The 19449-nt window shown below is 71.5% G+C and carries 20 protein-coding genes and 1 pseudogene; 10 read left to right on the top strand and 11 right to left on the bottom strand.

Going from position 1 to position 19449, the window contains the following annotated elements:
- Positions 1-10: 10 nt before the first annotated feature.
- Positions 11-867: pseudogene (locus ACH54P_RS38555) on the top strand (IS5 family transposase); the annotation flags it as partial.
- A 12-nt stretch (positions 868-879) separates the two neighbouring features.
- On the opposite strand, the gene ACH54P_RS38550 reads toward ACH54P_RS38555, so the two are convergent.
- Positions 880-1650, bottom strand: coding sequence for a TetR/AcrR family transcriptional regulator (locus ACH54P_RS38550; RefSeq protein WP_489908208.1), 771 nt, complete (start codon positions 1648-1650; stop codon positions 880-882).
- Between the two features lie 112 nt (positions 1651-1762).
- On the opposite strand from ACH54P_RS38550, the gene ACH54P_RS38545 reads away from it, so the two are divergent.
- On the top strand, positions 1763-2176 hold the full coding sequence (locus ACH54P_RS38545; protein WP_489908207.1) for a DnaJ family domain-containing protein: 414 nt from the start codon (positions 1763-1765) through the stop codon (positions 2174-2176).
- Here ACH54P_RS38545 and ACH54P_RS38540 read toward each other — a convergent pair.
- Positions 2159-2833 carry a YidC/Oxa1 family membrane protein insertase gene (locus ACH54P_RS38540; RefSeq protein ID WP_489908206.1) on the bottom strand — a complete coding sequence of 225 codons (675 nt, stop codon included), beginning with the start codon at positions 2831-2833 and terminating at the stop codon, positions 2159-2161. The two genes, ACH54P_RS38545 and ACH54P_RS38540, sit on opposite strands and share 18 nt — an antisense overlap.
- Before the next feature lie 63 nt (positions 2834-2896).
- A complete protein-coding gene (locus ACH54P_RS38535; RefSeq protein ID WP_489908205.1) occupies positions 2897-3169 on the bottom strand; it encodes a DUF6412 domain-containing protein in 273 nt (90 codons plus the stop codon).
- Between the two features lie 95 nt (positions 3170-3264).
- Between ACH54P_RS38535 and ACH54P_RS38530 the strand changes: the two genes are divergently transcribed.
- From ACH54P_RS38530 to ACH54P_RS38515, 4 genes are all read left to right on the top strand, one after another.
- Positions 3265-4386, top strand: coding sequence for a metallophosphoesterase (locus ACH54P_RS38530; protein ID WP_489908204.1), 1122 nt, complete (start codon positions 3265-3267; stop codon positions 4384-4386).
- 94 nt (positions 4387-4480) lie between these two features.
- Positions 4481-5125, top strand: coding sequence for a DUF998 domain-containing protein (locus ACH54P_RS38525; protein ID WP_489908203.1), 645 nt, complete (start codon positions 4481-4483; stop codon positions 5123-5125).
- Positions 5122-5913: an alpha/beta fold hydrolase gene (locus ACH54P_RS38520; RefSeq protein ID WP_489908202.1), complete on the top strand. Its 792-nt coding sequence runs from the start codon at positions 5122-5124 to the stop codon at positions 5911-5913. Before ACH54P_RS38525 ends, ACH54P_RS38520 begins: the two co-directional genes overlap by 4 nt.
- A gap of 231 nt (positions 5914-6144) precedes the next feature.
- Positions 6145-6792: an HAD family hydrolase gene (locus ACH54P_RS38515; protein WP_489908201.1), complete on the top strand. Its 648-nt coding sequence runs from the start codon at positions 6145-6147 to the stop codon at positions 6790-6792.
- Here the strand turns inward: ACH54P_RS38515 and ACH54P_RS38510 are convergent.
- The gene (locus ACH54P_RS38510; protein ID WP_489908200.1) at positions 6782-7249 is read right to left on the bottom strand and encodes an NUDIX hydrolase; all 468 of its coding nucleotides are present in this window, start codon (positions 7247-7249) and stop codon (positions 6782-6784) included. The two genes, ACH54P_RS38515 and ACH54P_RS38510, sit on opposite strands and share 11 nt — an antisense overlap.
- Positions 7250-7362: 113 nt before the next feature.
- Here ACH54P_RS38510 and ACH54P_RS38505 point away from each other — a divergent pair, with 113 nt between their 5' ends.
- Positions 7363-7815, top strand: coding sequence for a DoxX family protein (locus tag ACH54P_RS38505; RefSeq protein ID WP_489908199.1), 453 nt, complete (start codon positions 7363-7365; stop codon positions 7813-7815).
- Positions 7816-7842: 27 nt separating this feature from the next.
- On the opposite strand, the gene ACH54P_RS38500 is transcribed toward ACH54P_RS38505, so the two are convergent.
- From ACH54P_RS38500 to ACH54P_RS38480, 5 genes are all read right to left on the bottom strand, one after another.
- Positions 7843-8445, bottom strand: a complete 603-nt coding sequence (locus tag ACH54P_RS38500; protein WP_004561734.1) for a GTP-binding protein — start codon at positions 8443-8445, stop codon at positions 7843-7845.
- Positions 8426-8797, bottom strand: a complete 372-nt coding sequence (locus ACH54P_RS38495; protein ID WP_364721849.1) for a DUF742 domain-containing protein — start codon at positions 8795-8797, stop codon at positions 8426-8428. Before ACH54P_RS38495 ends, ACH54P_RS38500 begins: the two co-directional genes overlap by 20 nt.
- Positions 8794-9213 (bottom strand): roadblock/LC7 domain-containing protein, encoded by a 420-nt coding sequence (locus tag ACH54P_RS38490; RefSeq protein WP_489908198.1) that lies wholly within the window; start codon positions 9211-9213, stop codon positions 8794-8796. The genes ACH54P_RS38495 and ACH54P_RS38490 overlap by 4 nt, the downstream gene beginning before the upstream one ends.
- Positions 9213-11747 (bottom strand): sensor histidine kinase, encoded by a 2535-nt coding sequence (locus tag ACH54P_RS38485; protein ID WP_489908197.1) that lies wholly within the window; start codon positions 11745-11747, stop codon positions 9213-9215. The genes ACH54P_RS38490 and ACH54P_RS38485 overlap by 1 nt, the downstream gene beginning before the upstream one ends.
- 598 nt (positions 11748-12345) lie before the next feature.
- Positions 12346-13002 (bottom strand): transcriptional regulator, encoded by a 657-nt coding sequence (locus ACH54P_RS38480; protein WP_489908196.1) that lies wholly within the window; start codon positions 13000-13002, stop codon positions 12346-12348.
- Positions 13003-13199: 197 nt separating this feature from the next.
- Between ACH54P_RS38480 and ACH54P_RS38475 the strand changes: the two genes are divergently transcribed.
- Positions 13200-15056, top strand: coding sequence for an AMP-dependent synthetase/ligase (locus tag ACH54P_RS38475; protein ID WP_489908195.1), 1857 nt, complete (start codon positions 13200-13202; stop codon positions 15054-15056).
- A gap of 4 nt (positions 15057-15060) precedes the next feature.
- On the opposite strand, the gene ACH54P_RS38470 is transcribed toward ACH54P_RS38475, so the two are convergent.
- A complete protein-coding gene (locus ACH54P_RS38470; protein ID WP_489908194.1) occupies positions 15061-15960 on the bottom strand; it encodes an SDR family NAD(P)-dependent oxidoreductase in 900 nt (299 codons plus the stop codon).
- A gap of 354 nt (positions 15961-16314) precedes the next feature.
- Between ACH54P_RS38470 and ACH54P_RS38465 the strand changes: the two genes are divergently transcribed.
- Positions 16315-17562 (top strand): MFS transporter, encoded by a 1248-nt coding sequence (locus ACH54P_RS38465; RefSeq protein ID WP_489908193.1) that lies wholly within the window; start codon positions 16315-16317, stop codon positions 17560-17562.
- 348 nt (positions 17563-17910) lie between these two features.
- Positions 17911-19332 carry a GGDEF domain-containing protein gene (locus ACH54P_RS38460; RefSeq protein WP_489908192.1) on the top strand — a complete coding sequence of 474 codons (1422 nt, stop codon included), beginning with the start codon at positions 17911-17913 and terminating at the stop codon, positions 19330-19332.
- Here ACH54P_RS38460 and ACH54P_RS38455 read toward each other — a convergent pair.
- The gene (locus ACH54P_RS38455; protein WP_489908191.1) at positions 19310-19447 is read right to left on the bottom strand and encodes a hypothetical protein; all 138 of its coding nucleotides are present in this window, start codon (positions 19445-19447) and stop codon (positions 19310-19312) included. The two genes, ACH54P_RS38460 and ACH54P_RS38455, sit on opposite strands and share 23 nt — an antisense overlap.
- Between the last annotated feature and the right edge of the window lie 2 nt (positions 19448-19449).

Here is a 19449-nt window from a genome sequence, read left to right as displayed (position 1 = left end):
ATCTTGGGTTGTGGTGCGTGGGCATGAGCTGACTGATGAGCAGTGGCCGGTGATCGAGCCGTTGCTGCCCGCTTCGGGGGCGAAGGGACGCCCGCGGGTGGGTGACTGGCGGGTGATCAGCGGGATGTTGTTCAAGGCCAAGACTGGGGTGGCCTGGCGAACGGTATGGGCCGTGGAAGACGGTCTGCAACAGGTTCTGGCGCTGGTCGCGCACCGGCACCCTGGCCGCGCTGGTGGCGCAGGTCCGTGTGATCGCCGAAGCGATCGACAGCGAGGTCTCCGTCGATTCCAGCATCGTGCGGGCGCATCAGCACGCTGCCGGCGCCGACCGCACGACCGCGTCTCACACAGGGGAAGCACACGCGCGCGGCGGACACAGCGAGCCAGACGATCACGCCATCGGCCGGTCCCGCGGCGGACCCACCACCAAGATCCCTCTCGCCTGCGACGGTCACGGACGGCCGTTGTCGGTCGTGCTGACTGGCGTCAACGTCAACGACTGCACCGTTTTGTCCAGGTCATGGCGGGCATCGAGTTCCGCCGGCCAGGTCCCGGCCGTCCGCCGACCCGGCCGAGCCGGCTCCTGGCGGACAAGGGCTACTCCAGTCGCGCCATCCGCTCCTACCTGCACCGACGGCACACCCCGGCGACGATTCTCGAACGCCGGGATCAGCAGGCCAACCGGTTGCGCCGTGGCCGGGCGGCGGACGCCCACCCGTCTTCGACCGCACCACCTACCGGCGCCGCAACATCGTCGAACGCTGCTCCAACCGGGGCAAACAATTCCGTGCCATCGCCACCCGATCCGACAAAACCGCCATCTCCTACCGGGGCCCGATCGACCTGGCCCCGCTGCTCATCTGGCTTCGAGGACAGGCGCTAGCCGACCAGTGCCTCGATGCCGTCGAGCATCCGGTTCAAGCCGAACTCGTACGCCTTGTCGCCCTGAGCCTTCGCGCTCTCGTCGAACCCGCCGCCGAGCCACATGCGGTTCATCGCCGGGTGCGCGTCCACCACGAAGTAGTTCTCCCAGAACGAAGACCGCTGGTGCCACCAGGCCTCGGTCGACTGCCCGGTGCTGCGCTCGAGGCGGGTGTTCTCCGCGCCGAGCGCGGCGTTCGCGTCGACGTACGTGCCGATCCCGTTGGCCGCCGCGACCGCCTGCCGCGGGGGCAGCCCCAGCTCGTCCATGATCGACAGCAGGTACTCCTGCCCGGCCAGCTGACCGGGTCCGAGCGGCGGCCGGACGCGCGAAACCTCGCACAGCCACGGGTGGTTGCGGTACGCCTCGCGCGTCCGCTCCGCGTACAGCGCCACCTGCTCGCGCCAGTCCCCGGGCCGCGGCTCGCCCGGGCCGGGCAGCCGCCGCTCGACGAGCACGTCGTCGACCATCAGGTCGACCAGCTCGGCCTTGCCGGGGACGTACGTGTAGAGCGTCATCGTGCCGGCGCCGAGCTCCTTGGCGACGCGGTGCATCGACGCGGCGGCCAGCCCGTCGGCGTCCGCGACCGCGATCGCCGCGGCGACGATCCGCTCGATCGTCAGCGTCGGACGGCGGCCCCGGGTCGGTTCGGCAGCGCCGCCGCGGGCTCGCCAGAGCAACGCGAGCGTCCGGTCGACGTCTTCGGCGCCAGTGCGTTCGGCGGTCATGCGCTCCCCTCGCTCCTCCGTCCGGCGATCCTACCCGGCGACCGCGCTCACCTGGGTTTTCCGGGACCTTGGTCCCGTGATTCACCGCGGCGCGCTGCCTACCCTGGAAAGCATGACCCGACGCAAGCCGCCCAAGGTCTCCTTCCGCTGGTGGGTCGACCGGCAGATCGACGAGGCCCGCGACCGCGGCGAGTTCGACGACCTGCCCGGCACCGGGAAGCCGCTGCCGAAGCCCACCGGCAACGACGCGGCGACCGACTGGGTGCTCCGGCAGGTCCGGGCCGGCGGCCACGACACGAAGGCGTTGCTGCCGCCGGCGCTCGCGCTCAAGCGCGAAGTCCAGGACCTGCCGGCGACACTCGCCGCGGAGCGGACCGAACCGCGGGTGCGCGAGCTCGTCGAGGACCTCAACGAGCGGATCCGCGCCGCCTACCGCAACCACCACAACGGACCGCCGCTCACGGTGGCGCTGGTGGACGTCGAAGAGGCCGTCGCGGACTGGCGGCGCTCACGAGCCGCGTCGTAGCAGCGCCCGTTCCGCCGCGGTCCACGCGGTCGTGGTGAGCAGGTAGATCCCGGCGGCCTGCGGGACGACCAGTGTCGCGAGCACGGTCCCGTAGGGCAGCAGCCGCAGCAGCTTCGCGCCCGGCACCTCGGCCGTCGCGTCCCGGTGGCGGTCCTGCCAGCGGACGGAGAACCACGCGACGACGGCGAGCCCGGCCGCGATCACGACCACGAGCGGGCCGCCGGCCAGGCCGTGCGCGCCCAGCGGCGTGCCAAGCAGGGTCGCGCCGAGCAGCGAGTTGGGTTCGCCGCCGATCGTGGCCGTCGTGAAGAGCCGGTACATGACCGTGAAGAACGGCAGCTGCAGCAGCATCGGCAGGCAGCCGACGAACAGCGAGGTCCCGGACTCCTGCTGCAGCTTCGTCACCTCCGCGGCCAGCCGCTCCCGGTCACCGGCGTGCTTCGTCTGCAGGGCCCGGATCTCCGGCAGCAGAGCGGCGCGGGCGCGCTCGCCGCGGGCCGCCGACCGGGCGAGCGGGTGCAGCAGCAGCCGCACGCCGAGGGTGAACAGGACGATGGCCAGGGCCGCCGACAGCGGGCCGGTGAACGCCGTGGCGTCGAGCAGCCAGTGGATCAGGTGGTACGCGCCGGAAACGGGCACGTCGAGAAAGCCGAACATGGGCAGCACTCCGCGAGAGTGAGAAGGAAAGGGGCAGGCGGAAGGGCTGCGTCGGGGAGGTTCCTACGCAGCCGTGCTGCGGGAACCGGGTGCTCGTGGCCTGCTGCGGCCGGGCGCCGCGGGGTCGCGGAGCCGGATCGACTCGGCGCGCCGGGCGCGGCGGCGCAGGGCGGTGGCGCGGCTGCGCACCGGCGCCGACCACAGCGCGAGCTCGCTGCCGTGGGTGCTGCCGACGAGCAGCACGACCAGGAGGCTCGCGGCGGCGAGCGAGGCGAAGGCGACCAGCGCGGTCGGGCTGGTCACGACGGGGAACGCCAGCTCCAGCAACGTGTTCACGGCGGCCGTCCCCCTTTCCCCTCCGAGATCCCAGGGTAGCGGAATCGCGACCCGCGGGTCCGGGCTAACAGCCCGTTGGGCTGTAACCTGGTTCGATGAGAGGCCAATTCGTCGTCGTGCCGATCCTGGCGCTGCTCCTGCTGTTCACCGTTCCGTGGTGGACGCTCGTGCTCGCGCCGGACTGGGGCGTCGCCGGCACGATCGCCGGGACCGCGCTGTTCGCGCTGGGCCTGGTGACCATGCCGGTCGCCACGGTCTTCGGGCACGGCCGGCGCCAGCGCGACGGCGCCGCGCGCCTCGGCGACTCGCTGCTCGCCGTGATCTGGGTGCTGTTCAGCTGGTCGGTCCTGAGCCTGGTGCTCCGCGTCGCGCTGCTCGGCGTCGACGACCCGGCGCGGTCGCGGATCGTCGCGGGCGTCACGGCACTGGTCGCCGTCTCGCTGCTGGTGCACGGCAACCGCGTCGCCATGCGCGTGCCGCCGGTCAAGGCGGTCGACGTCGTCATCCCGCGGCTGGGCCCGGGCCTCGACGGCCTGCGCGTCGCCGTGCTGACCGACACCCACTTCGGGCCGATCGACCGGACGAAGTGGTCGGAGAACGTCGTCGCGGCCGTCAACGCCCTGGAGGCGGACGTCGTCTGCCACGCCGGCGACCTCGCCGACGGCTCGGTGGCGCGGCGCCGCAAGCAGGTCGACCCGCTCGGCGGCGTCCAGGCCGGGCTCGGGCGGTTCTACATCACCGGCAACCACGAGTACTTCGGCGAGGCGCAGGCCTGGCTCGACCACATGGCCGGGCTCGGCTGGGACACCCTGCACAACCGCTCGACGCTGCTCGAGCGCGGCGGCGACCGGATCCTGTTCGCCGGCATCGACGACCCGACGGGTACGGCGTCCGGCCTGCCCGGCCACGGCCCCGACCTGGCGGCGGCCCTCGACGGCGTCCCGTCCGACGTGCCGGTGGTGCTGCTGGCGCACCAGCCGAAGCAGGTGCGGGAGGCCCGCGAAGCCGGCGTCGACCTGCAGATCTCCGGCCACACGCACGGCGGCCAGATCTGGCCCTTCCACCTGCTGGTGCGGTTCGACCAGCCGACGCTGTCCGGCCTGACCCGGCACGGCCCGACCCAGCTGTACAACAGCCGCGGCACGGGGTTCTGGGGCCCGCCGTTCCGCATCTTCGCGCCCAGCGAGATCACGCTCCTCACCCTGCGCTCGGCCTGATCCGCTCGCCCGCCGCCGCGGGGTCGAGCCACACGTGCCGCCGACAATTTTTTTTGTCTTGACAGTTTGAACGGTCGGATGCCACGCTGTCCGCATGACCACCACCACACTTCCCGCCAGCGTCCACACCTCCACTCGCACCCTGCTGACCTGCGGAATCCTCGCCGGCCCGCTGTTCGTCGGCACCGGGCTGCTCCAGGGCCTCACCCGCGCCGGCTTCGACTTCACGCGGCACCCGGCGAGCGTTCTGGCGAACGGCGACCTCGGCTGGATCCAGATCGCGAACTTCGTCGGCACCGGCCTGCTGACGCTCGCCGCCGCGGCCGGCATCCGGCGTGCCCTGCCCGGCCGGTGGGGGCCGAGACTGCTCGCCGCGTACGGCGTCAGCCTGATCTGCGCGGGCCTCTTCCGCGCCGACCCGCAGGACGGCTTCCCGCTGGGCACCCCCGCCGGGCCGCCGTCGCCGGTGAGCTGGCACGGCGTGCTGCACTTCGTCTCCGGCGGCCTCGGCTTCGCCGCGCTGGTCGCGGCCTGCTTCGCGGTCGGCTCGCACCTGGCTCCCGCCCGGGCGTGGTACTCGCGGATCACCGGAGTGCTGTTCCTCGCCGGCTTCGGCGGCGTAGCGTCCGGGTCGACGAGCCCGGTCGTCATCCTCGGCTTCTGGGCGGCGGTGGCGCTCGCCTGGGCCTGGCTCGCCACGACGTCCGCCCACCTGCTGCCGCGAGGAGAGTCCCGATGAGCACGACGGTTTCCGCCGACGGCACGAAGATCGCCTACAGCGCCACCGGGTCCGGCCCCGCGCTCGTCCTCGTCGACGGCGCGATGTCCTACCGCGGCTCGTCGATCAACGACGCGCTCGCGAAGGAGCTGGCCGCGCGCTTCACCGTGTACACCTACGACCGCCGCGGGCGCGGCGAGAGCACCGACACCGGGCCGTACTCGGTCGAGCGTGAGGTCGAGGACCTCGCGGCGGTGGTCAAGGAGGCGGGCGGCGAGGCGTTCCTGTTCGGCATCTCCTCCGGTGCCGCGCTGGCCCTCGAAGCGGCTCGCAGCCTCCCGGTGCCGAAGCTGGCGCTGTACGAGCCGCCGTTCGTCGTCGACGACACCCGCGCCCGCGTCCCGGCCGACTACGCGGCCCGGCTCGACGAAGCACTGCGGGAAGGCAAGCGCGGCAAGGCGGTCAAGATGTTCATGACCGAAGGCGTCGGCCTGAGCGGCGTGACGGTGGCCATGATGCGGATCATGCCGTTCTGGCCGAAGCTCAAGCGGGTGGCCCACACGATCCCGTACGACACGGCGGTGATGGGCGACCACCAGTCGGGCCGTCCCCTGCCGGCCGCCTGGCCGGAGGTGAAGGTCCCGACACTGGTGCTCGACGGCGGCCGCAGCCCGGACTGGATGCGCCACGGCGTGGCGTCGCTGGCGAAGGTGCTGCCCTCGGCGGAGTACCGGACGCTGCCGGGCCAGACGCACATCGTGAAGGCACCGGCTTTGGCCCCGGTGGTGGCGGAGTTCTTCCTCGCCTAGCGGGCAGGTACCCGATCTGCACGGCTCCGCCCGAGGGTGGCCGCCAACGGCGGGGGTAGACCAGGGCTGCTGACCGGCCGTCGCCACCACCGCCGGGAAGCTGCCCACGAAGTGGGTCGTGCACACCATCGGCCCCGGTGTGGTCGGCCACCGAAGACGCGGCCATGCAGGCCTTTCGGTCTCGTCACAACTCCCTTGCCTGAACGATCACCGAGCGGGCAGGGTGCAGGCGTGCCCACCCGCGCCCTGGTCTTCGACTTCGACGGCACGCTCGCCGACACCGAGTCCGCCGTCCTGCAGTCGTGGCAGGAGGTCTTTCGCGAGCACGGGGCCGAGCTGCCGCTCGAAGCGTGGTACGCCGTCATCGGCACGCAGCACACCACGCCCGCGATGTTCGCCCTGCTCGCCGAGTACGCGCCGGGCATCGATCCCGAGGCGCTGCGGCCGGTCACGAAGGCCCGGGTCATGAAGCTCCTCGAAAAGCTCGGGCCCCGCGAAGGCGTCCGAACCTACCTGGAGACCGCGAAAGACCACGGCCTGAAGCTGGCCGTCGCGTCCAGCTCGTCCGGGGGCTGGGTGAACCCGCACCTCGAACGGCTCGGCATCGGCCACTACTTCGACGCCGTCCTCACCGGGGACCTCCACAAGGCCAAACCCGACCCCGACCTCTACCTCGCCGCCCTCGACGCGCTCGGAGCAGAGGCGACGGAAGCCATCGCCTTCGAGGACACCCCGCACGGCGTCACCGCCGCCAAGGCCGCCGGCCTGACGTGCGTCGCCGTCCCGAACGCGATCACCGAGAGCCTCGACTTCGGCCAGGCCGACGTCGTGCTGCCGTCCTTCACGGCCAAGCCGCTGGAAGCCCTGCTCAGCCGCTGACCAGCGCCAGCAGCCGGTCCAGGAACGGCAGCTGGCCCTTCAGCAGCTTCTCCCGGGCGACCGCCACCGGGAACCACTCGACCCGGTCCACCTCGGGGAACTCCTGCTGCTTGCCCGAGCGCGGCGGCCACTCCATGGTGAACGTCCCGGGCACCACCGCGGCCGGGTCGAGGTCGGCCTCGACCGCCCACGCCGTGACGACCTTGCCGCCCGACTGCTTCACCTCGCCGAGCGGGACGTACTCACCGGAAGGCGCGGGCAGGCCCAGCTCCTCCTCGAACTCGCGCCGCGCCGCCCGCTCCGGCGGTTCGTCCGGGTCGAGCTCACCCTTGGGCAGCGACCACGCCGCCGCGTCCTTCTTCGCCCAGAACGGCCCGCCCATGTGCCCGAGCAGCACTTCGACGTCCTCGCCCCGCCCGCGGTGGAGCAGGAGCCCGGCACTGCGTTTGCCCGCCATCCGACCAGTCTGCCGAAACCCGTCCAAGATTTTTCCACGAGGGTGTCGAACCGGCGGTGGCCCGAACGACGCGTAGGCAGAAGGCCAAGGAGAACCCAGGGAAGGAACCCGAAATGACCACCACCATCGCCCCCAAGACCCAGACCGCCGCCGCCACCACGGAGACCCGGGCCAACCCGGTCACCGGCCTGGTCGTCGGGGCCTCGCGGATCGTGATCTCGTTCCTGTTCGGCTTCCACGGCCTGCAGGGATTCGGCTTCTTCGGTGGCATCGACGGCCAGGGCGGCGGCGTCCCCTTCGGCTCGTGGCCCGGCTGGTGGGGCAGCCTGCTCGAGCTCGCCGGGGCCGTCCTGCTGCTCATCGGGCTCGCCAGCCGGCCGGCCGCGCTGGTGCTGTCCGGCGTGATGGCCTACGCCTACTTCACCGTGCACGCCCCGATGGGCCTGCTGCCGCTGCAGAACATGGGCGAGCCCGCCGCCGTCTACTCGTGGATCTTCCTGCTGTTCGCGGCCGTCGGCCCCGGTCGCTTCGCCGTCGACGCGCTGATCAAGCGCCGACGCCGCTGAGCGGGACCACCGCGGAGCGCGGTCCGATCAGTAGCCGCCCTGGGCGGCTGCCAGGTCGGACCGCGCCATCACGTGTTCCATGAGACTGGTCAGCACCTGCTTCGTCGACTCCCGCTCACGGGCGTCGCACAGCAGCAGCGGGACGTCCATGCCGACGTCGAGCGCCTGCCGGACCTCCTCGGTGCCGTAGCGGTACGCGCCGTCGAAGCAGTTCACGCCGACGACGAACGGCAGGTTGCGGCGCTCGAAGAAGTCCACCGCCGCGAAGCAGCTGTCGAGCCGCCGGGTGTCGGCCAGCACGACCGCGCCGAGCGCGCCCTCCGCCAGCTCGTCCCACATGAACCAGAACCGGTCCTGGCCCGGCGTGCCGAACAGGTACAGGATCAGGTCCGGGTTGATCGTGATGCGCCCGAAGTCGAGCGCGACCGTCGTGGTGGTCTTCTGCTCGACCCCCGACAGGTCGTCCACGCCCTCGGACGCGGTCGTGATGACTTCTTCGGTGCGCAGCGGCGGAACTTCGCTCACCGAACCGACCATCGTGGTCTTGCCGACCCCGAAGCCACCGGCGATCAGCACCTTGACCGCGGTAGCGGTCAGGTTCCGCCGGGGATCAGAGTTTCCGGATGCCATCAAGAACCGCCTGGAGTACGTGTTTGTTGGGGGTTTCGTTCACCGGCGCCGCGGTACGGAACAGCACCAGGTTCTGCTCGATGAGATCGCTCAGCATCACCTTCACCACGGGCAGCGGGAGATCGACCCGCGCGGCCACCTCGGCCACCGAGACCGGCCGCTGGCACAGGGCGATGATGCGCGCGTACTCCGGTTCGAGCATGCCCGCTTCGTGCGCGGTGCGCAGCGCGACCACGAGCGTGATGAGGTCGAGCCCGAGGGTGTCCGACCGGGTGCGGCCGCCCGTGACCGCGTACGACCGGACCAGGGGGCCGGCCTCGTCGTCGAACCAGGCTTCGTGCCGTGCGCTCATGGCGACGTGGGCGAGACGCCGGCGCCGGTCCGCGGGGCCGAGGTGAGGACCTGGCCGACCCGCTTCACCATCAAGTTCATCTCGTACGCGACCAACCCCATGTCGGCGTCCTCGCGAGCCAGCAGGGCGAGGCAGGCGCCCCGCCCGGCCGCCGTCACGAACAGGAACGCGTGGTCCATCTCGACCATCGTCTGGCGGACGTTGCCGCCGCCGAAGTGCCGTCCGGTGCCGCGGGCCAGGCTCTGGAACGCCGAAGCGACCGCGGACAGGTGTTCGGCGTCCTCCTCGGAAAGGTTGCCGGACCTGCCGATGAGCAGGCCGTCCGAGGACAGGACCACCGCCCGGTCCGCCCCGGCGACCCGTTTGACGAGGTCGTCCAGCAGCCAGTCGAGCTCGTGGGCGCCTGAGTTGACCATTACTCGCGCTCTCCGTACCTGTCGTCGTTCTCGGGAAACTCTTCGTCTCGGGCCCGGCGGGTGCCCTGCTGGAAGGCGGACAGCCTGCTGCGGGCGGCCTCCGGGGAGTCCAGCCGGACCTCTTCGCGCTCCGCGACGGCCGCGGGCTTGTCCTCCCGCAGCTGGGGAACGAGGTTCTGCTGGCGTCGCCGCTGCGGCAGCGGCGGGCGGCCGGGTGCCTCCGGGCGGCGCGGCTGCTGCGGCCGTCCTTCGGGCACCGAAGCACGCGGCTCCTGCGGCGGCCACACCGGCTGCTGCGCGGCCGGCCGCGCCGGGCGCGAGGTCCGGGCGGGCGGCGCAGGCGGCCGCATTGGTGCGGCGGTTGCGGCGGTTGCGGCGGGCTGTGCCTGGGTCGGCTGGGCCTGCGTCGGCTGGCTCATCGGCTCCGAGACGGACCCGACCGGGACCGGCGTCGGCACGGACGGCGGCTGGGCCGGGGCCGGCGGCGGCACGGCCGCGGGTGGCGGCGGCACGGAAACCGGCGGGGCGGGCGGCTCGGTGCGGTGGCGGGCCGGGCGGCGCGGCTGCCGCTTGAGCGGCATGACCTCGTCGTTCACCGGCTCCGGCTCGACCGGGTTCGGGACGAGCTCCGGCTTCGGCGGGGTGATCGGCTGCTCCGGCTCGGTCTCGGCGAGCGGGGCGAGCAGGTCGGTGCGCACCAGGACGATGGCCCGGGTGCCGCCGTAGGCCGACTCCCGCAGGTGCACCTGGATGCCGTGGCGCGCGGCCAGCCGCGCGACCACGAACAGGCCGAGGCGCGGTTCGTCGGACAGCGCCATGATCCCGAAGTCCGGCGGGTCGGCCAGCATCGCGTTGATCTCTTCGGTCTGGTCCGGCTCGAGCCCGAGGCCCTGGTCCTCGACCTCGATCACGACGCCCTTGCCGACCACGTTGCCCCGGATCTCGACCCGCGACTGCGGCGGCGAGAACGACGTCGCGTTGTCGATCAGCTCGGCGAGCAGGTGCACGAGGTCGCCGACGACCGGGCCGCGGACGGCGATCTGCGGCAGCACCGCCGTCTTGACCCTGGCGAAGTCCTCGGTCTCGGCGGACGCGCCGCGGACCAGCTCGGCCAGCCCGACCGGGTTGCGCCACTGGCGGCCCGGCTGCCCGCCACCGAGGATGATCAGGTTCTCGGCGTTGCGGCGGGCGCGGGTGGAGAGGTGGTCCAGCTGGAACAGCGTGTCCAGCTGGTCCGGGTCCTCCTGCTTGCGCTCGGCCTGGTCGAGCACCTTGAGCTGGCGGTGCACGATGACCTGGCTGCGGTGGGCGATGTTGAGGAACACCGTCTTGGTGCCCTCCCTGACCTTCGCCTCGTCGATGGCGGCCGCGATGGCGGTCTGCTGCGCCTTGTTGAACGCGTCGGCGACCTGGCCGATCTCGTCGGTGCCGTGGTCGAGGAAGTGACCGCCCTCTTCGAGGTCGACCGGCTCGCCCGCCCGGACCCTGGCGACCAGCTCCGGCAGCCGGACCTCGGCGGCGTCGAGGGTGTCCTCGCGCAGCCGGTGCAGCCGTCCGATGAGCCGGTTCGACAGCCGGACGGCGACGAACACCACGAAGACCGCGAACAGGACCGCGATCACACCGGCGATCAGCGACTCGGTGAACGTCGAGTCGGCGTCCTCGATCGCGGCCTGGCTGGCGCTCGCGCTCTGCGCGACGAAGATGCCCATCAGCGCGTCGCCGACCTGGCGGGCGGCGGTGCGCCACTGGTCCTGCGCCACCGGGAGCTTGCTCAGGTCACCGCGCAGGAACGCGGTCTCGACCTGGGTCACCGTCTGCCACGGCTGGCTCGCCAGCAGCTGGTCGTACTTCGCCTTGACCTCGGGGATCATCTTCGGCGCCGACGCGTCGAGCTGGGCGTGGTAGGCACCGACCTGACCGCTGTAGGCGCGGAAGTCCTCGTTGCTCAGGCTGCCCGCGGCCGCGCCGGCGGCGGCGAGCGCGTCCGAGCGCTGCATCGCGTCCGCCGCGGTGAACAGCGGGATGGCGGTCAGCCGGTCGAACGCGTTCTGGGCGCCGCGGGCGTTCTGCGCCAGCCCGGCCACGCCGTCGGTGAACTGGTCGAGCATCTTGTTGTAGTAGGTGAAGGCCTGGCCGATCGGGATCTGCCCGCTGTCGACCGCCTGCCGGGTCTGCGGCAGCTGCTGGTACAGCCCGAAGAACGTGGCGATGTTCTTCTGCACGCTCGGAGGCGTGTCGTCGTAGTCGGCGAAGCTGTCCCGGAGGTACCCGATCACCTTCGCGGCGTTCTGGTCCGTCTTGGGGCGGACGGCCGCGAGCACGGCGCGCTGGTTGCCCTGACCGGCGAGCAGGCTCAGCGTCGCCTGGCGCTCCTGCTGCAGCGCGGCGAAGAACGGGATGGACGGCGCTTCCGAGCCGCGGATCCGGTTCGTGTAGTCACGCCCCGTCACGGCGTCGTAGATGAGGTAGCCGGCGAGCGCCACGCCCACCAGCAGCAGGGCCACACTGGGGATGAGCGCGATCGTGAGCACGCGCTTCCGAATCGAGGATCCCTGGTTGCGTCGAAGAGAAATCTGCTTCACCTGGGTCCGTTTTCCTTCCGGCAGTACATGGTTTCGGGTCGCCCGAGGCGGTCAACACCCGGATTCCGACCAGCCGGATCAACATCACCGTGGTCTGCTTCGCCCGCGACGACGTTAGGCAGCCCTCCAGGGCGCGTCAAGTCCGTGGCGATAACGTGATCTTGGAACGGTGACCCATCCACACTCGCTGCCTGCGCTTGGAAAGTCCACCACCGAAAGTCGTGACGTTCGTCCCAGCTCCGCATCCGTTCCGCGCCATGGGGTGCAGCCTGGAACCGGTGCCGGTCCCGCCGGTCGCCCCCGCCGGGGCCGCTACGTACGACAGCGGCGAATCGTTCGGTGAGAAACGTCACGGTCTCGCCGTCGCGACGCCGCCGCGCCCCTCCGTTCGGGCCGGACGGCGCCCGGAAAGCGGAAATGCGCGGGATTCGCGTTCGTCACCACGGATTCCCCGGACGGCGCCGCCGAATTCCCGCCATTTCGCAAAGACGGCGGTCCCGCCCCTCTCCGCGGCGCCGGTACCGGTTCCGCGACGGCGCCCCGCGCGTCAGCCCGGGAACTCGTCGGCGAGGGTGTTCCAGAACAACAGCTCGTAGCTCTGGAACAGCCGGGCGCAGCGGTGCGCTTCACGCCGGTCGAGCCGGTGCGCGTCGAGGCCGGCCTGGATCGCGGCGAGCGCTTGTTCTTCTATTTCCGGCACGTCCGCGGCGAAGAAGTCGAAGAACGCGCACTCGGCGTCGCCGAAGCCGTAGTGCTCGCGCATGCCGGCGGCGACGTCCTTGCAGTACCGGCCGAACGCGGCGAAGTTCGCGAAGATCCCGGCCGCGGTCGCCGACGATTCGCCGTTCAGCGCGAGCCAGGCGACGTACGCCGGGTAGGCCTGGCAGCCCGCGCGCGGCAGCTCGTCCCCGTGGTCCGGACCAACCGCCTCGAGCAACGCGTCGAGCATGCCGTTCGCCTGCTGCTCGCCCGGCGCGAGGCCGCCGAAGAAGGTGCGCGCGGCCGGCTCGTCGGCCCGGGCGGCCAGCGCGTGGAAGCTCCGCCAGTCGCTGAGCGTGATCAGCTTCTCCTCCGCGGCGAGCGCGGAAAACACCGCCCGCGGCGCGCGGCCCGCGGTGATCAGCGGCACGAGCCGGTTGTCGCCGTCGCGCGGCGCGAGTTCGGCCTGGATCTCTTCGAGCAGCTTGCGCGCCGACCGCGTCATCGGTTCCCCCTGGAGTCCGTGGTCCCCCCATTGAAGCGTGGTTCGCGCGCGGCCGCCCGTGTACACAGTGGACAGTCGTGGGGACCTGACCGCTATGTCCGTTTCGACGGCGACGGTTGACCTGGCCGCGATTCTCTATCCACCCGCGCCGGGAGCCCCTACAGTGTGGCCATCCGGAGCACCCGAGGAGGCCAGCGTTGACCACCCCGTCCGTCGCCGAGCAGACCGAAGGCCAGACGATCCCGCGGCTGCTGCACCGCAACGCGGCCGAATACCCCGACCTGCCGGCGATCACCTCGCTCGACCTCGACGGCCGGCCGACGCTGACCTGGCTGGAGTTCCGCACCGCGATCGCCGAGGTCTCGCGCGGCCTGGCCGGGCTCGGGCTCGCCGCGCGCGACCGGATGCTGATCATGGCGCCCGGCTGCCCGGACCACATCATCGCCGACCTCGCCGCGACGCACCTGTCCGCGATCCCGTGCACCGCCTACGCCACGCTCAGCCCGGACCAGATCCGGTTCGTCGCGCGGCACAGCGCGGCGCCGGTCGTGGTGCTCGGCGGCGAGAACGAGCTGGCGCGCTGGCGGCCGGTGCTCGACGACCTCCCGGCCGTGCGCCACATCGTCGTCATGGACGAAGCCGCGATCCCCGAGGGCGACGACCGGTTCCTCTCCTTCGCCGCCCTTCGCGCCCAGGGCCGGGAAGCGCTTGCCGCCGATCCCGAGGCGTTCGAACGGTCCTGGCAGGGCATCCGGCCGGACGACCCGCTGTCCATGATCTACACCTCCGGCACGACCGGCGACCCCAAGGGCGTCGTGCTGTCGCACCGCAACGCGATCCACCAGGCGTACGCGGTGACGGAGCTGCACCACCCGCCGATGCACGCGACCAACATCGCGTACCTGCCGCTCGCGCACATCGCCGAGCGCGAGCTGTCGGTGTACCTGCCGATCGTGTGGGCGGGCCACGTGCACACCCTCGCCGACCCGTCGGGCGTCGTCGGCGCGCTCGGCCAGGTGCACCCGCAGAGCTTCTTCGGCGTCCCGCGCGTGTGGGAGAAGATGGTCGCCGGGCTGAAGAACATGCTCGCCGGCGTGCCGGAGGACCGGCGCACCGCGTTGCTGCAGGCGAACGAGCTGCTGCAGCAGGGCTACAAGCTGCGCAGCGCCGGGCAGCCCGTGCCGGCCGAGCTGGCCGAACGGATCGCGAAGACCGACGAAGCCGTGCTGGCGCCGGTGCGCGCGCTGCTCGGGCTGGACAAGGTGCTGGTCGCCTCCAGCGGCGCGGCCGCCCTGCCGGTGGAGATCATCTACTTCCTCGCCGGTCTCGGCCTCGAGATCTGCGAGGTCTGGGGCCTGTCGGAGACGACCGGCGCGGCGACGTCCAACTCCGGCGAGTCGTTCCGCGCGGGCACCGTCGGCAAGCCGCTCGCCGACGTCGAGGTGCGTGTCGCCGACGACGGCGAGCTCCTGGTGCGCGGGCCGATCGTGTTCCTCGGCTACCTGCAGGAGGACGGCACGATCGCCGACGCCACCGACGCCGACGGCTGGTACGCCACCGGCGACATCGGCACGATCGACGAAGACGGCTTCGTGACGATCACCGACCGCAAGAAGGAACTGATCATCACCTCGAGCGGCAAGAACATCGCGCCGACCCGGATCGAGGGCCTGCTCAAGGAGCACCCGCTGATCGGCCAGGCGGTCGCGATCGGCGACGACCGGCCGTACGTGACGGCGCTGATCGTGCTCGACGACGAGATCGCGCCCGGCTGGGCCGCGGCGAACGGCGTCGAAGCCGCGCCGGAGGAGCTGGCGAGCCACCCGGCGGTGCGGGCCGAGCTGGAGCGCGCGGTCGAGTCGGCCAACAGCAGGCTGGCCCGGATCGAGCAGATCAAGCGCTACCACGTGCTGCCGAAGACGTGGACGCCCGAGTCCGGCGAGCTGACCCCGACGCTGAAGCTCAAGCGCCGGGTCATCAACGACCGGTACTCGGCCGACATCGAAGCCCTCTACGCGGCCGTGCGCGACCCGGAACCGGCAGCAGGCTCGTAGCGGGTCAGGCGGTGCGCGGCGAGGTCGTGTCCGTCCACTTGCGCAGCCGCGGCGGGACGCGCTTCTCCAGGCCGTAGTTCTCCAGGTGGGCGGCGAACACCTCGTCGAACGCCTTCTGCACGGTCTCGGTGTCCCACACGGGACGCTCGAGGATCGGCTGCTTGAGGAACGGCTGCCCCATGATGTGCAGCTGCGGGCCGTTGCACCGGATCATCTGGCCGGTGATGCCGTGCGAGCCGTCGCCGAGGAGGAACAGCACGACCGGCGCGATCCGCGACGGCGTCCGGTCCGGCGGGCAGGCGCGCAGGGAGCGTTCGGACTTCCACACCATCCGGGTGTGCGCGAGCGGGCAAACGGCGTTCACGCGGATCCCGGCCTCCTCGAGGTCGAGGGCCCACGAGTAGGTGAGGGACGCGACCGCGCCCTTGCTCGCCGCGTACACGCCGAGCTTGCGCTGACCGAGCGAGGCGCCCGAGGAGATGTTGACGATCGAGCCGCCGGTGCCCGCGCCGACCATCGCCTTGATCGCGGCCAGCCCGGTGTTCACCACGCCCATGACGTTGACGGCGACCAGCTCGCGCGCCTGCTCGGCGTCGTCCTCCCAGGGCAGCGCCTCGTAGTTCAGCCCGGCGTTGTTGACCAGCCCGTCGATCCCGCCGAACTCCTTGACGCACAGGTCGACGATGTCCTGCGCCTCGCCGGCGTCGGCCACGCTGTGCCCGCTGGCCACGGCCCGGCCGCCGTGCACCCGGATGTTCTCCGCCGTCCGCTCGGCCAGCTCGACGTCGATGTCGTTGACGACCACCGCCCCGCCCGCGCGCGCGACGTGCACCGCGAACGCCTCACCCAGCCCCCGCCCGGCGCCGGTCACCACGACCGACTTGCCCTGCATCAACCCGTCCATCGTCTTCTCCCCGCTCTGCGGCGCCGGCGGCGCGCGGTCCGTCCACCCCGGCCGGCTCTGCTTTCCAGTCTTGGCCCATTCGGTCCAACGCGGCATCGCCGGAGACGACGAGCGGCCGCCGCTCTGCGCCGAGCGAGTCCGGTTCGATCAGCCCGGAGGTACCCGCGCACCGGTCACGGCCACCGCCCGCCCCTCGTCGGTGGGCGTCATCCGATCGGTTTCCCCAGGGAGTGAGGGGTGCGCGTTCCGAAGACATCGGGGTGTAGCCGGCGGCATACTGTTAGTGCTTCCGGGAGGGCGGCGGTGACTCCCCCGGACGAGGCCGTCACTGGCGAGGCACAATGCGGACGGTCCATGTTCACTCGATCGGGGGACGGTGGTGACGAGGTGACGACGCGCGCGACCCCCCGGCTCCGAGCCGTCCTGGCCAACCGGGAGTTCCGCGCGCTGTGGTTCGCCGAGACGCAGTCGATGCTCGGCGACCAGCTGACCATCGTCGCGCTGGCCATCCTGATCTTCGACCGGACCGGGTCGCCGCTGCTCTCGGCCGTCGTCTACTCCCTGACGTTCCTGCCCGCGCTCGCCGGCGGGCTCGGGCTCTCCCAGCTCGCCGACCGGTTCCCCCGGCGCGCGGTGCTGGTCACCGGCTCGTTCGCGCAGGCCGTGCTGGTCGGGCTGATGGCCGTGCCCGGGACGCCGATGGGCTGGCTGTTCGTGCTGTTCGTCTTCGCGCGGCTGGCGAACGCGCCGTGCAACGCGGCGCAGAACGCGCTCGGCCGCGAGATCTTCGCCGACGACGACGTCTACCTGCAGAGCCAGGACCTGCGCGGGATCACGAACAACACGGCGATGCTGGCCGGGCTGGCCGCCGGCGGCCTGCTGGTGACCTCCATCGGCACGTCGTGGGCGCTGGCGATCGACGCGCTGACGTTCCTGGTCGCGGCCGTCGCGGTGCGGCTGATGGTGCTGCGGCGGCCGTCCGCCGGGAACGGGGGCGCCCCCTGGTTCGGCGCCGTCCGGCAGGTTTTCGGCGACGAACGGCTGCGGGTGCTGCTCTACCTGTCCTGGCTCGTCGGCCTGGCGGTGATCCCGGAGGGCCTCGCCGCGCCGCTCGCCGCCCAGCTGGGCGCGGGTGACCAGGCGGTCGGCTGGCTGCTGGCGGCCGACCCGCTGGGCTTCGTGGTCGGCACGTTCGTGCTGTCGCGGTTCGTCTCGACGGAACACCGCCGCAAGCTGCTGGGGGTGCTGGCCGCGCTGCCGCTGGCCGCGCTGGCGGCCTTCGCGCTGCGGCCGAGCCTGGCGCTCGCGCTGGTCCTGCTCGCGCTGGCCGGTGCGACGGGTGCGTACGTCATCACGGTGTCCGCCACGTTCATCACGTGGGTCCCCAACGACATCAGGGGCAGCGCCGGCGGGCTGTACCGGACCGGCCTGCGGGTCGCCCAGGGGGTGGGCGTGGGCATCGGGGGGCTGGTGGCCCAGGCGATCGGTTCGGCGGACACGACCATCGCGCTCGCCGGGGTGGTGGGACTGCTCGTGGCCGTCCCGGTGGGGTTCGCCTGGCGCCGGGTCGGCGGGGCGGAACCGGAACCACAGCCGTCATGAGCGGGGGTTCAGAGGTCACGGTTGGCCATCGGGAGCCACCTCTCCGTGCAGTCAAGATCATGAATGGTATTCAGCCGGTCACAGGTCGCGGTTGCGCACAGCTGCCACCTCTCGGGGTAATCGACGGACGACAATTCGACGGCTCATCAGAGATCGCGGTTGGTCAACGGTGCCACCTCCGTGTGGGGAGCCTGAAGATGCTTTTGGTCCGCGTTCCCGGCAGTTCCACCGAGGACTCGGCAGTTCCGTTGCAGTGGGATGATACCCGCCGACGGAATGCGTGAACACTCTGGCAGGTACCGATGAGATTACTCAAGGACCCCAGTAGCCTGGAAAGGAGGTGACCAATTGCATCCCGGAGCAGACGACGCCGCGACCGGCGACGGCGAGCAGGCGGGCCGGAGCACACCGCGGCCGCCGGCGCCACGCGAACAGGCAGACCAGGCGACCACGGCCGGTGGTCCACCCCGGACGGTCCGGCGCGAGCACCCCTTCTCCCCGCGGAACTGGGCGCTGTGGCGACGCCGCCCCCGCGTCGTCGCTTTCATGCTCGGGAGCGAAGCGCTCGCCGTCGCCGTGCTCGCCATTTCCCTGGCCCATTCACAGACCCTCGTCCCCCGTGACTGGATAAACTTCGGAATACTCGCCGCCGGCGCCACCGTCCACATTCAGCTGACCCAGCGCCAGGAAGAACGCCGCCGGAACCGCAAAAAGACGGTGCTGATCGACCTCACCGCCGTGTGGACTTTTTCGGCCGCGATGATCCTGCCGGTACCGCTGACCCTGCTCGTCATCTTCGTCGTCCGGCTCCAGCATTGGTTCATCGCCCGCCGCCCGGCCCACAACTTCATTTTCTCCTCGATCACGCACGGTCTCGCCGGCGTGCTCGCGCACCTCACCTACACCGCGCTCGGGCCCCATTTCCTGGGCTTCGGCTGGGGCGACTTCCTCCGCGAGTTCGGCACGATCCTGCTCACCGGCCTCATCTACGAGGCGATCCAGATCGTCTACGTCGGCGGGGCGCTCGCGCTCGGCATGTCCTCCGAACCGACGGTGCGTAACGTCCTGGGCAGCCCGGCCGACAACATGCTCGAAGCGATCACCATCGGCCTCGGCGCGGTGACCGCGATTCTGCTCGCCGTCGTCCCGCCGATGGTCGTCGTGATGGCGGTGGCCACCGTGGTCTTCAATCGCCTCGCGGAACTCGACCAGCTCCAGAACGACGTCCGGACGGACCCGAAAACCGGCATTCTCAACATGCGCGGCTGGTCGGAGTCGGCCGAGCGGGCACTCGAACGGACTGCTCGATCGGGTGATCAGCTGGCGCTCCTGATGGTCGATCTCGACCACTTCAAGTGGATTAACGACACCTATGGACATCCGGCGGGTGACGACGTGCTCCGCACGGTTGCGCAAACCCTCGACGAAGTGACCAGACCGAGCGACTTGGTCGGCCGTTTCGGCGGCGAGGAATTCCTCATTCTGCTGCCGGACATCGACGAAGAGGCGACCTGGGACGCCGCCGAGCGCATACGCGTTGCGATTGCCAAGTTGCATATCGTGACAACGGACAAACGCGGCGACCCGGCCACGATCGCCGACCGGACAACGTCGATCGGCGTGGCCCGCCACCCGAGGCACGGCGACACCCTGGAACGCCTGCTCCACTCCGCGGACGCGGCCGTCTACCTGGCGAAGGAGAACGGCCGCGACCAGGTCTGTTTCGCTCCGGACACGCCCGGCGGGCTCACGCCGCCGGCCGCACCGTGAGCGTCAGCGCCTCGGCGAACGCGGCCGCCGCCGGATCGAGCACCTCGGCGAACACAGCCGCCGCCAGATCGAGCACCTCGGCGGACGAGGCCGCCGCCGCGCCGGGCCGAGCCACCG

It is taken from the genome of Amycolatopsis sp. N2S4-7 (genome assembly GCF_058119595.1).
Note: the sequence above shows the minus strand (reverse complement) of the source record. Positions and strands in the feature narration are given on the sequence as shown.

Excerpts from the sequence above, each read along its gene's own strand:
- ACH54P_RS38510 (WP_489908200.1), bottom strand. The coding sequence starts at position 7,249 with ATGGCGGGCAAACGCAGTGCCGGGCTCCTGCTCCACCGCGGGCGGGGC.
- ACH54P_RS38530 (WP_489908204.1), top strand. The coding sequence starts at position 3,265 with ATGAGAGGCCAATTCGTCGTCGTGCCGATCCTGGCGCTGCTCCTGCTG.
- ACH54P_RS38505 (WP_489908199.1), top strand. The coding sequence starts at position 7,363 with ATGACCACCACCATCGCCCCCAAGACCCAGACCGCCGCCGCCACCACG.
- ACH54P_RS38480 (WP_489908196.1), bottom strand. The coding sequence starts at position 13,002 with ATGACGCGGTCGGCGCGCAAGCTGCTCGAAGAGATCCAGGCCGAACTC.
- ACH54P_RS38465 (WP_489908193.1), top strand. The coding sequence starts at position 16,315 with ATGTTCACTCGATCGGGGGACGGTGGTGACGAGGTGACGACGCGCGCG.
- ACH54P_RS38500 (WP_004561734.1), bottom strand. The coding sequence starts at position 8,445 with ATGGCATCCGGAAACTCTGATCCCCGGCGGAACCTGACCGCTACCGCG.
- ACH54P_RS38470 (WP_489908194.1), bottom strand. The coding sequence starts at position 15,960 with ATGGACGGGTTGATGCAGGGCAAGTCGGTCGTGGTGACCGGCGCCGGG.
- ACH54P_RS38525 (WP_489908203.1), top strand. The coding sequence starts at position 4,481 with ATGACCACCACCACACTTCCCGCCAGCGTCCACACCTCCACTCGCACC.
- ACH54P_RS38490 (WP_489908198.1), bottom strand. The coding sequence starts at position 9,213 with ATGGTCAACTCAGGCGCCCACGAGCTCGACTGGCTGCTGGACGACCTC.
- ACH54P_RS38495 (WP_364721849.1), bottom strand. The coding sequence starts at position 8,797 with ATGAGCGCACGGCACGAAGCCTGGTTCGACGACGAGGCCGGCCCCCTG.
- ACH54P_RS38550 (WP_489908208.1), bottom strand. The coding sequence starts at position 1,650 with ATGACCGCCGAACGCACTGGCGCCGAAGACGTCGACCGGACGCTCGCG.
- ACH54P_RS38545 (WP_489908207.1), top strand. The coding sequence starts at position 1,763 with ATGACCCGACGCAAGCCGCCCAAGGTCTCCTTCCGCTGGTGGGTCGAC.
- ACH54P_RS38540 (WP_489908206.1), bottom strand. The coding sequence starts at position 2,833 with ATGTTCGGCTTTCTCGACGTGCCCGTTTCCGGCGCGTACCACCTGATC.
- ACH54P_RS38520 (WP_489908202.1), top strand. The coding sequence starts at position 5,122 with ATGAGCACGACGGTTTCCGCCGACGGCACGAAGATCGCCTACAGCGCC.